Origin of the sequence: Cohnella yongneupensis, from assembly GCF_042655785.1 — a bacterium.
Taxonomy (GTDB): Bacteria; Bacillota; Bacilli; order Paenibacillales; family Paenibacillaceae; genus Cohnella; species Cohnella yongneupensis.
Genome location: NZ_JBHSNC010000056.1, coordinates 325,398 through 336,684 on the forward strand (window position 1 = coordinate 325,398; position 11,287 = coordinate 336,684).

Sequence of the window (11,287 nt, forward strand, 5' to 3'; positions counted from 1 at the left end):
TATAAAACATGACTCGGCAAGCAACGGCCGAAGATTCGTATTGGATAAGGAGCAAGCATGAACATCAAGATTCGACAAACCGCACTGGCTTTTCTCTTGCTTTTCTCGTTACCGGCTCCTACATACGCGGCGCCGAACGCCGGCGGCGACGGACAAGAGATCATTATTTTGAATCAAGGCACGAACGAAATCATTCACAACGGAGTCAAAGTGCTCGCGGCCCAACCGCATGCGGTGAAGAAGGGCGTTACGTACGTGGCGGCCAAGTCCATCATCAAAGAATTGTACGGTACGATCGCCTATGACGCGGCCACGAAGTATTACGTAATGCGAAGCGGCGCCACGGCGATCGGATTCGCGGTGAACCAGACGAACTATCGTCTGAATGGCGTGACGAAAGCCGGCTTAGGGGCGGCTTATATCGATAAGGGGACGTTAATGGTTCCTCTGAAGACGGTAGCGACGACGCTCGGCATCGACGTGAAAAACGTCCCGGAAGCCAAACGCGTAGAGTTAGTTTGGAGCATGAAGCCGATCGCTAAATTCAGCGTCTCCGATACGACGCCTTACGCGATGCAGACGGAAGTCGCGTACAAGGACGAGGCTTATCATCCGCGCGGCTACGAAATCATTGACGAGAAGTGGGAAAATCGTTACGAGACGTTCGAGCATGAAGGAAGTTACGCGATTACGCATTGGGTTCAGGACGTAAACGGCGTTTGGAGCGATCCTTATACGGTCGTCGTGAACGTGAAGCCGTCGAATAAACCGCCGGTCGCTTCGTTTACTACGACGAAGGATACTTATAAAATGGGCGAATATATCGGTTACTTCGACAATAGCACCGACGACGAGAACGGGATCGTCAGCCGCGTTTGGACGAATAACTTGAACGGCTTTTTCGAACCGGGACAGCAGACGATAACGCTCCGCGTAACGGACGTGCACGGCGAAACGAGCGAATACGCCAAGACGATAACGATTTTGGACGACACGCTGTACGAGAGAGGCCAATTCGATCTGCTATATGCCCCGATCGGCAGCAAATTCGCGATTAACGGGGCAGATGTGCTGAAGTATCGTTCGTTGAGCGCGATGTTCGACGATTCCGAGCAAATGACGCTCATTCGCGAAAATAGCCCGGAGACGTTTTCGGACGAAGGCATCTTCTACGAAGCGGACGATTTGTCGGGCAATGTCAGGTTCATGCTGCATAACCACAGCAAGATGTCCAAGCCGGTGAAAGCTTACATCATCGCGACCAACACAAGCAACGCACCCGCGACAGCGACGATGGGACCGATCGGAATCGGCGGACCTCATTCCTTCGTCTATGTTGCAGGGAAAGCGGCCGCAGGCAACTATTTGGCTTCCCGGTTGTCGTACAAGTCGTCTCTGACGACGATTCCGGCAGGGGAGAGCCGCCTTATATTCCCGGAAGTGAGCGATAAGATCATTAAGCCGGGCGACGTATACTCCCTATACGCCGACGCGAATTTCGACCGGAGCGTAAAGGTGCAAGTCGTAATCCTGGACGCAAGCAAAAATGTATTCGAAGAGTTGCCTAATTTACGCGTACTGAAGTCCGACGGCCATGTTCGCGGCACTTATGAGCATGCGAACCGGTACATCGAAGTGAACGAGCCGCTAGGCCAGATGAAGACCAGAATGCTATTCGGAGATGGCTATGTCGACCCGAGACTGTACGGGTTGGATCAGACGATCGGGTTTCCTTCCTACAATGAAGGAAATTACGGAGTGGTCTATACGATCAAGCTGAACAACGTGCAGCCGAACACGATGATCGCGATCAATCCGCGCGGCGGGTTTTACGCGGGGGCGTTTACGGTTAACGGCAAAGTGGTCTACACGACGAGCAACACGGTATTGTCGAACTACAACGAAGCATCCGTCCTATATCGGACGGGATTCCGGGTGGAGTCGGTGACGATTACGTTTACGCCGGCGTCGGGCAGCAATTTGCCGATCAATTTATTGTTTATGCCGTTTAGATAAGACGGTCGTTCGAATAGAAAGCCGTGAGCGGCGCGTTAATGCGCGGACTCACGGCTTTTTTGCGTCGATATGGAATCGCGAAAGAAGACTCCGTATACGCGTGCACGGATCGCGGGCTCTACCGGCTGAGCAGCATCGGAGGCAGACTGTCGCTAATGGCGGTGAAGCTCGGCATGCAGGTGACGGATATCGATACGAGCGGTTCGCAGCTATACATGGCGACGCTGTTCGATGGCGTGCAGCGCATAGAGAAGCCTTAGGCCTGCATCGGCAGAAGAACGCGAAAGACGCTCCCTTCCCCTAGTCGGCTATCCACGAGAATAGACCCGCCGTGCAGCAACGCTATCGCAAGGCTGATCGATAATCCGAGTCCCGCGCCGCCGGACGAACGCGCGCGGGACGTGTCGATGCGGTAAAACCGTTCGAACAAATGGGGGATATGCGACTCCGGAATACCGACTCCGTTGTCGGCGACCGACAATTCCACGTGATCTTCCATGCGGGCAATCTTGATCCGGATTATGCCGTTCTTCGCGTCGGTATGCTGCACGGCGTTCTGGAACAAGTTCAGAACGACTTGTTTGATCTTATCCGCATCAAGCATGAGCGGCGTCGACGGCGGCAAGCCGAGCTCGACTTGGCGATCATCCGCCAGCAGGCGGAGCTGAGGCTCCATCTCGCGGACGATCTGCGACAAGTCCGAATGCGCCAGTCGGATTTGCGGCGCGCGGTCCAGTCGGGCAAGCAGCAATAAATCATGCACGAGCTTATTGATTCTTTTCGATTCCCCGTACATGCTCTTCAAAGCGATCTCAAGCTGCGCCGGATCGGACGCGGCACCCCGAAGCAATACTTCCACGAACCCATGAATGGACGTTAACGGTGTACGCAATTCGTGCGAGGCGTCGGCGACGAACCGGCGCATCTGTTCCTTTGCTTCCTGCTCGGCGAGGAAAGACGTCTCAAGCCGCTCCAGCATGCGATTGAATGAATGCGATAGGCGGTCGATCTCTCGTTGGCCGTGATTTTCCGCAAGCCTCTCGTTCAATTTCCCCGAATCGATCTGCTCGACCGTTTGAACCATGCGGGAAAGCGGGACTAACGTTCTGCGTATGGCGGGCAGAAAAGTAAGCATTCCCGCGAGTAGCGCGAGCGTGGATAGGCCGATAAATAGAAGCAGTTGCCTGTTCAGCTCGGTCTTCATCGTTTTCGTGCTCGTGCTCACTTGGACGACGCCGATGTCGCGCGTGAACGAGCGGACCGCCTGCAGCACGACGAGTTGTTCGCCTTTATCGGGATCTTTAACGACATAAAATACCGGCTTCGCGTTGCGCGTCTGGAGCTTCGCCTCCGCAAGCTTGTCAGGATCCGGCTCAGGCACCGTCTCCGTTGACGGGTTCACTCCGGACACGACGGTCGTCGAACCTTCGGCGTTAATAAACGCGACGGCGGAAGCGGGGAAGAAGAGGAACGCTTGTGCGGGACCTCTGCGAACGGTAACGTTCACTCGTTCCCAAACTTCGCCGGGAACGGACTGGATTTGCCTTTGGATAGAGGAAGCTTTGTTCTGAAACATGAACCGTTCCATGAACACGTACTGAAATAAGCCGATGACGATAAGCAGTCCAGCGACGATAAGCAGCATGCGAGAAAGCAGCTGCGCGCGGAGCGAGTTCGGCAATAATACTCTGCGTGCCCATTTCGTAGACGTATGTAAGGCGCTCATGCCAGGTCCACCCGGTATCCGGCGCCTCTGATCGTTCGTATGATGCGATGATCGCGATCTCTGAGTTTATCGCGCAGCGAACGAATGTACACCTCCACGATATTTTCTTCCCCGCCGAAATCGTATCCCCACACTTGGTTGAGAATCGCGCTTTTGCTCAGCACGAGTCCATGATGGACGACTAGATGTTTAAGCAGCTCAAACTCGGTCGGCGACAAATCCAGTTGTTTGTTCTGATAGCTCAATTCTCTGCGCATCGAATCGATATGGAACGGTCCTAATTCGACCAGTTCAAGTAAGTAAGGGAATTGATTGCGGACTCTTGCCTGAATTCTCGCCAGCAGCTCGCTGAAGCTGAACGGCTTGGGCATATAATCGTCGGCTCCGGTCTCTAATCCTCTGACGCGGTCTTCCACGTCTTCTTTCGCTGTCAGCATAATGATCGCGACGGGTTTCATCCGCTTCAGCCTTCTGCATACCTCGAATCCGTCCATGCCTGGCATCATGACGTCCAAGATGACAACATGCGGAGAGAACGTTTCGGCAGCCGCTATCGCTTCGTTTCCGTTCATGGCGGTCATGACCGCGTAACCTTCGTTTTTCAGACCCAGTTCAATAAACTGTGAGATATTGATTTCGTCGTCCACGACGAGAACGTTAATTCCGTTTCCTTGCGACAAGGCCGACAACTCCTTCCGATAGGTACATCCGTCTACATTATGAGGGAACATGCTTAAGCTTGGCTGAGCGTTAGCTGAAAGAATGCTGAAAGAAAGCTGAAACCGTCATTCAGGAAACATTCAGCCGGCTTTCATGTTGAGCTAAGGTTGCCATTGCATAATGTGCGCATAACGAAGCAACCGCGTATCGATTAGCATGCCGGGCTTCATGAACCATCGGGAAGGATGAGTCGAACGAATGTCGAGCAAAAAATGGTGGATAGTCGGACTCGTGGTCGTCGTTGCGGCGGGCTCCGGGGGAGGTTACTGGTGGCTGAATAAACCGGACAAGCAGCTAGGTCCGAGTTACCAGACTACGCAAGTACGCAGAGGGACAATCGAAGTCAAAGTAAGCGGAACGGGAAGCATTCAAGCCGCGGCCAAAGAGACGCTTAAAGCAACGGCAGCCGGCAAAGTAGAGAAAGTGAACGTGAAATCCGGCGATAAGGTTAAAAAGGGCGACGTACTGATCACCTACGAGCAGGAAGACACGAGCACTCAAATTCGGAGCAAACAGATCGACCTGCAAAAGAAAAAGCTCGAGCTCGACGATATGCAAACGAAATACAAGCAAGCGGACGACGATTCGCGCGACAGCATGGTGCTGAATATCCAAAAGCAGCAGCTGGACATCGAGATGGCCGAAGCCGACTTGGCGGATTTGCAAAACGGAGACGCGATCGATCCGATCGTGGCGCCGATCGACGGCACGCTGTCCGATTTCGACGTGGCGGCCGGGGATTCGATCAGTCCGAACGGAGAGCTCGGTACGATCGTGAACCTCGATCAAATGGAAATCGTAGTCGGCGTTGACGAACTAGACATTCCGAAGGTGAAAGTGGACCAGGAAGCGCAAATTCTAGTTGATGCGTTGCCGGATCAGACGTATACCGGCAAAGTCGTCTCGATCGCGGACGAAGGAACGGCAAGCAACGGGGTAGCGTCGTTCGACGTGACGGTGCTGCTGTCGGACATTACGAACTTGAAGGTAGGCATGTCGGCGGAAGCGGACATTATGACGGCTAGCAAATCGAACGTTCTTTACTTGCCGATCGATGCCGTGCAATCCGCGCGCGGCAGCTACTATGTCATGGTGCCCGGAGAAGGAAGCGCGTCGACGTCCGGCCAAGGGACGCCAAACGGGCAAACGACCCAGGGGACGCAAGGCAGCCAAACAACGCAAGGTACAGGAACGCAAGGAACTGGAACACAAGGCACGGGAACCAAAGGTACAGGAACTCAAGGTACAGGAACTCAAGGTACAGGAACGCAAGGCACACGAGGCAATGGTACGCAAGGCACGGGAGCTCAAGGTACGGGAACGCAAGGTACACGCGGTCAGGGCACGGGTCGCGGCAACTTCGGAGGCGGTGCTGGCGGAGCTGGCGGCGGTCAATTCCAGAATATGACCGATGAACAGCGTGCCGCATTGCGCGATCAATTCCAGAATATGACTGATGAGCAACGCGCGGCTATGCGCGAGCAATTCACGGGCGGCGGAGCGGCACCGAATGGAACGACGGGAGCTAACGCAGGCGGTACTACGGTAACGACGACAAGCCGCGTCAACGTCGAAGTCGGCATTAACAACGAAGATTATATCGAAATCGTATCGGGATTGACCGAAGGACAGACGGTCGTGTTGCCTACCCCAGTCAGTACGAGCGGATCGAACATTCAACAGCAGGGCTTCGGCGCTTTCGGCGCAGGCGGGGTAATACCGGGCGGCGGCTTCGGCGGAGGCGGATTCACCGGCGGAGGCGGTAACTTCGGCGGCGGAGCAAGATCCGGAGGTACCGGCACCACGAGAAGCGGAGGCGGCGCGACCACGGGCGGTGGACGCTAATGAATACGACTTCCGAATCGTTAATCCGTATTAACCGCCTTAGCAAGCAATATCGAATGGGCACCGAAATGCTGAACGCGCTGGATGAAGTAACGATGCAAGTGAACAGAGGAGATTTCGTCGCGATTGTCGGTCCATCGGGTTCAGGCAAATCGACGCTTATGAACGTGATCGGATGCTTGGATTCACCTACATCCGGCGACTATTGGCTGGATGGGGAAGAAGTAAGCCGGTTGAAAGAGAATAAGCTCGCGGAAATCCGCAATCAGAAGATCGGCTTTATTTTCCAAGGGTTCAACTTGTTATCCCGGCTTACCGCGATCGAGAACGTCGAATTGCCGCTCATTTACCGAGGGGTCGGCGCGAAGCAACGCAAGGAACAGGCGCTCGAAGCGTTGGCCAAAGTCGGACTAGAAGATCGCGTTCACCATCGCCCCGTCGAGCTATCCGGCGGTCAGCAGCAACGCGTTGCCATCGCGCGGGCTTTGGCGGGCAATCCGCCGATCCTGCTAGCCGACGAACCGACCGGCGCGCTGGATACGAAGACGGGCAAAGAAGTCATGGGTTTCATTAAGGAACTCAACGGTCTCGGGCATACGATCGTTCTTATCACGCATGACCCGGCGATCTCGGAGCAAGCATCGCGCGTCGTCCGTATTCAGGACGGCCGGTTAAGCGAAGAAGGAGGTGCGCCGTTTGAACTTCCTTCAGGGCTTTAAAATGGCGATTAAGAGCATTTGGTCCAATAAGCTTCGATCGCTGCTGACGATGCTCGGCATCATAATCGGGGTGACGGCCGTCATCGCGCTCGTCGCCCTAGGTCAAGGGGCTACGAAATCGGTAACGGACCAGGTGCAAAGCCTCGGCACGAATTTGCTGACCGTCAACATTATCGGACGAGGCACCTCCAGCACGCTTAATGAGTCTGATGCGATGGGGTTGTCCGACGGAGTAGACGGAATCAAGTATATCGCTCCGGCAAGCACGCAGAACGCTTCGGTCAAAGAAGGCACGAAGAGCGTGAGCGTCAACGTCGTGGGGACGAACGCGGATTACTTGAACGTACGCGATTACAGCGTCTCGTCCGGTCGTTTTTTATCGCAGATCGACCTCGACGTAAGACAAAAGGTAGCGATTCTCGGAGCGACGACGGCCACGGATCTGTTCGGCTTCTCGAATCCGGTCGGGGAGTACGTTCTGATTAACGGGACGCGCTACAAAGTCGTCGGCTTGCTAGCGGAGAAAGGGAGTACGACGAACGGATCCAACGACGAAGTCGTAATGATTCCGCTCACGTCCGCGGAACGTCTATTCAAGTCCAAAGGCGTGCGCACCATCTACGTGCAGGTCGATTCGGAAGATCAAATCGATGCCGTGCAAGCGGGCTTGGAAACTAATCTGAGCGAGAAATTCCGCGGCAATACGGACAGCTATCGCGTCTTTAACCAGACCGACGTGTTATCGACTTTGACGTCCGTCAACGACACTTTGACGCTGGCATTGGCAGGCATTGCAGGCATATCGCTGCTCGTCGGGGGCATCGGGATCATGAATATTATGCTGGTGTCCGTAACCGAGCGGACGCGCGAGATCGGCATACGCAAGGCGATCGGCGCCAAGCGAAGAGATATTCTCATCCAGTTTTTGATCGAAGCGATGGTGCTAAGCGGCATGGGCGGTTTGCTCGGGATCGGGCTTGGCGTCGGCGCCGCGAGAGGCGCATCGGCCGCATTCAGTATGGACATCGAGTTCTCTCCTAACCTCATTCTAATCGCGTTCTTGTTCTCCGTCGGCATCGGAATCGTCTTCGGCTTGTTCCCAGCGAATAAAGCCGCGAAGCTGAAACCGATCGAAGCTTTACGCTTCGAATAGGCGAGATCGACACCATTCAGTCAGAAAGGAAGGAGGAGGCACATGGATGTCATACCCGCTTACGAGGCGTTGGTAACGCCGCACCTCGAGGATTTGCGTAAATATTGTTTCTATTTGACGAAATCCAAATGGGATGGAGAAGATCTGTATCAAGAGACTTTGTTGCGATCGCTCATCTTTTTCTCCCATACGGAGCCGTATGTAGACGTGAAGCCGTTCCTCGTCCGCGTTGCCCGCAATTTATGGATCGATCAATGCCGTAAGCAGCAAAGACGAAGAATGCTGCTCGCGCAGCCTACGAAAGTGACGTATACCGATAACGACTACGTCGAAGTGCGCAGCATGATCGAATGGCTGGCCGAACGGTTTCCGAGACGCAATATCGATATGTGGCTGTTGTTCCAGCACTTCGGCTACTCGATGCAAGAGATCGCGGAAGACATGGCTTGTACGGTATCGGCCGTCAAATCGGTATTGTTCCGGACGAGAGAGCTGCTTCGCAATCGCCATCGGCTGACGGACGGACGGAACGTGATCCGTCTGGAAGTCGAAAGATGGTCCAGAGCGATTATGCTGGATCGTCCGCAAGCGATTATATCGGAAAGATGACTAGGAGCGCCCGGCCGTTTAGGTTCGGGCGCTCATCTGTGCTATAATCTTTGCAGAATTCATCAATCCACATTCGAATAGCAAGGAGCACTCGGCACATGGCTTTTCATCCGCGATTCATTCTTATTTTATCCGCTGTAATGACCGTATTCGCATCGCTTACTTTTTTCATTGGATGGAACGCAACGCAGTGGATGGATGCGGCGCACCTGTCGTATGACGCAGGCTGGTTCTGGACTGTACTTTACGTGGTTGCATTCAGCTATATCCTGGGCCGAGTTCCGTTGCCTAAGGCGTTTCGTCCGCTGGGACGATTAATCAAAGTAATCGGTTCGTATTATATCTTTTTGTTCGAAATCGGCTTCATCTTGTGTTTGATCGCGGATATCGGCGGCGCTGCTACAAAGCTCGCGGGCGGCAACTTGGACGCCTATGCGGAAATCGCTGGTTACGTCGTAATCGCGATCGTCATAGGGATGTTTGCATTAGGGACGCGCAACGGGTTATCGCCGATCGTTCGCCGTTACGAGTTGGACATCGACAAGGAAGGCGGCATCGCGAGCACCTGGACGATCGTGGTCGCGTCGGATATCCATCTTGGGAACGTCATCGGCAATCGCCATCTGCGCAAGCTCGTGAAGCGCGTCGAGGCGATAAAGCCGGATCTCGTATTGCTGCCGGGCGACGTCATCGACGATTCGATCGAGCCGTTCCTTCGCAACGAGATGAGCAAGACGCTTGGGCTGCTTAAGGCTAGATACGGCGTCTATGCCGTGCTTGGCAACCATGAATATTATGGCGGCCATATTCCGCAGTATATCGAGGAAATGCGCAAGGTCGGCATTCGCGTTATGCAAGACGAGACGGTCGAGATCGCGGGTTCGCTCTATATCGTAGGTCGTAAGGACAAAACGGCGGAAGCAAGCGCCCTCGGTGGACGGCTCCCCGTATCCGGGTTGGTCGAGGGTCTAGATCTCGCGAAACCGGTCATTATGATGGACCATCAGCCGACCAAGTTCCAACAAGCCGCCGACGCCGGAGTGGACTTGATGCTAAGCGGACATACGCACCGCGGTCAATTCGCGCCGAACCATTGGATCACGAAAAGAATTTTCGAGCTCGATTGGGGCTATATGAGGAAAAACGCGATGCACGTAATCGTCTCCTCGGGCTTCGGGTTATGGGGTCCGCCCATTCGGATCGCCAGCCGCAGCGAAATCATCCATGTCACATTGAAGTTTAAATAAAACGCCATCTTAACTTGAATAGCCATTATTGAACCCCTCGGCCAAGCCGTGGGGTTTTTATTTTCACCTCAATTAGACGCATTAATTAAAGGGATATGCGGACATATATTGTGTCATATATAAATATATGATATACAATAAGGATATAACGCTGTAGCCAAATGGAGGATTGTTATGGAGAGAGAGTTAGCATTGGAAATCGTGCGAGTCACGGAGCTCGCGGCATTGGCTTCGGCACCCTGGATGGGCAGGGGGGATAAGATCAATGCGGACGGAGCGGCGACGAACGCGATGCGCCGGATGTTCGACTCGGTGGAAATTCGCGGGGAAGTAGTCATTGGAGAAGGAGAGATGGACGAAGCGCCGATGCTCTATATCGGCGAACGGCTTGGTAACGGCAACGGACCGGACGTCGACGTGGCGGTCGATCCGCTCGAAGGCACGGAAATCGTGGCGAGAGGGCTTAACAATGCAATGTCTGTTATCGCGGTTGCCAATAAGGGCAATTTATTGCATGCGCCGGACATGTACATGGAGAAGTTGGCGGTTGGACCCGCGCTAGTTGGCAAGCTGAAGCTGACCGATCCGATGGAGCACACGCTATTGCGCGCGGCGGAAATTTTGAACAAGCAGCCTTCCGAGCTTACCGTCATGATCTTGGATCGCATTCGTCATGAGTCATTGGTCAAAATATTGCGTAAGGTCGGCGTACGCATCAAGTTTTTGTCCGATGGAGATGTCGCGGGGGCGATGGCCCCTGCGTTCGGCGAGACGGGCATCGATTTGTACGTCGGTTCGGGCGGCGCGCCGGAGGGCGTGCTCGCGGCCGCGGCACTTAAGTGCCTTGGCGGAGAAATTCAAGGGCGCCTCATGCCGTCGGACGCTGGAGAGTACGCGCGGTGCATCCGGATGGGCATCGAGGATCCGTACAAAGTGTTAACGATGACGGATATGGTCGGCGAGGAAGACGTGATTTTCGCGGCTACCGGCGTCACGCCCGGCGAGTTTCTCGGGGGCGTACGATACGTGCCGGGGGATCGGGCCGAGACGCACTCGATCGTCATGCGCGCGAAAACGAAGACGATCCGTCGCATCACGGCGCTGCACTACTTGCCTAATAAGACGATATTGCATCAGTCCTCATAAGGTAGTTAAGAAGAAGCTCCGCCGAGGCGGGGCTTTTTTCGTTTTGGCGTGCCCAGAGGCACGCATCTTCTAGCCGGTGAAAGTCCGGTCGCGGGAGGGGCCAAGC

10 protein-coding genes are annotated in these 11,287 nt (G+C 54.5%); 8 read left to right on the forward strand and 2 right to left on the reverse strand.

All coding sequences use genetic code 11. The features are described from left to right. Positions 1 to 57: 57 nt before the first annotated feature. Positions 58 to 2,016 carry a stalk domain-containing protein gene (locus ACFPQ4_RS21315; RefSeq protein ID WP_378113919.1) on the forward strand — a complete coding sequence of 653 codons (1,959 nt, stop codon included), beginning with the start codon at positions 58 to 60 and terminating at the stop codon, positions 2,014 to 2,016. Between the two features lie 38 nt (positions 2,017 to 2,054). Then, on the forward strand, positions 2,055 to 2,276 hold the full coding sequence (locus ACFPQ4_RS21320; protein ID WP_378113920.1) for a hypothetical protein: 222 nt from the start codon (positions 2,055 to 2,057) through the stop codon (positions 2,274 to 2,276). Here the strand turns inward: ACFPQ4_RS21320 and ACFPQ4_RS21325 are convergent. Then, positions 2,273 to 3,742: a sensor histidine kinase gene (locus tag ACFPQ4_RS21325; RefSeq protein ID WP_378113921.1), complete on the reverse strand. Its 1,470-nt coding sequence runs from the start codon at positions 3,740 to 3,742 to the stop codon at positions 2,273 to 2,275. The genes ACFPQ4_RS21320 and ACFPQ4_RS21325 overlap by 4 nt on opposite strands. Then, positions 3,739 to 4,422 carry a response regulator transcription factor gene (locus ACFPQ4_RS21330; RefSeq protein ID WP_378113922.1) on the reverse strand — a complete coding sequence of 228 codons (684 nt, stop codon included), beginning with the start codon at positions 4,420 to 4,422 and terminating at the stop codon, positions 3,739 to 3,741. Before ACFPQ4_RS21330 ends, ACFPQ4_RS21325 begins: the two co-directional genes overlap by 4 nt. 238 nt (positions 4,423 to 4,660) lie before the next feature. On the opposite strand from ACFPQ4_RS21330, the gene ACFPQ4_RS21335 reads away from it, so the two are divergent. From ACFPQ4_RS21335 to glpX, 6 genes are all read left to right on the forward strand, one after another. Then, the gene (locus ACFPQ4_RS21335; protein ID WP_378113923.1) at positions 4,661 to 6,307 is read left to right on the forward strand and encodes an efflux RND transporter periplasmic adaptor subunit; all 1,647 of its coding nucleotides are present in this window, start codon (positions 4,661 to 4,663) and stop codon (positions 6,305 to 6,307) included. Then, positions 6,307 to 7,026 (forward strand): ABC transporter ATP-binding protein, encoded by a 720-nt coding sequence (locus ACFPQ4_RS21340; protein WP_378113924.1) that lies wholly within the window; start codon positions 6,307 to 6,309, stop codon positions 7,024 to 7,026. Before ACFPQ4_RS21335 ends, ACFPQ4_RS21340 begins: the two co-directional genes overlap by 1 nt. Continuing rightward, positions 6,995 to 8,179 carry an ABC transporter permease gene (locus ACFPQ4_RS21345; protein ID WP_378113925.1) on the forward strand — a complete coding sequence of 395 codons (1,185 nt, stop codon included), beginning with the start codon at positions 6,995 to 6,997 and terminating at the stop codon, positions 8,177 to 8,179. Before ACFPQ4_RS21340 ends, ACFPQ4_RS21345 begins: the two co-directional genes overlap by 32 nt. 42 nt (positions 8,180 to 8,221) lie before the next feature. Next, positions 8,222 to 8,788: an RNA polymerase sigma factor gene (locus tag ACFPQ4_RS21350; protein WP_378113926.1), complete on the forward strand. Its 567-nt coding sequence runs from the start codon at positions 8,222 to 8,224 to the stop codon at positions 8,786 to 8,788. A 98-nt stretch (positions 8,789 to 8,886) separates the two neighbouring features. Continuing rightward, a complete protein-coding gene (locus tag ACFPQ4_RS21355) occupies positions 8,887 to 10,035 on the forward strand; it encodes a metallophosphoesterase (RefSeq protein ID WP_378113927.1) in 1,149 nt (382 codons plus the stop codon). 174 nt (positions 10,036 to 10,209) lie between these two features. Next, positions 10,210 to 11,181, forward strand: a complete 972-nt coding sequence (glpX, locus tag ACFPQ4_RS21360; RefSeq protein WP_378113928.1) for a class II fructose-bisphosphatase — start codon at positions 10,210 to 10,212, stop codon at positions 11,179 to 11,181. Positions 11,182 to 11,287 lie beyond the last annotated feature (106 nt).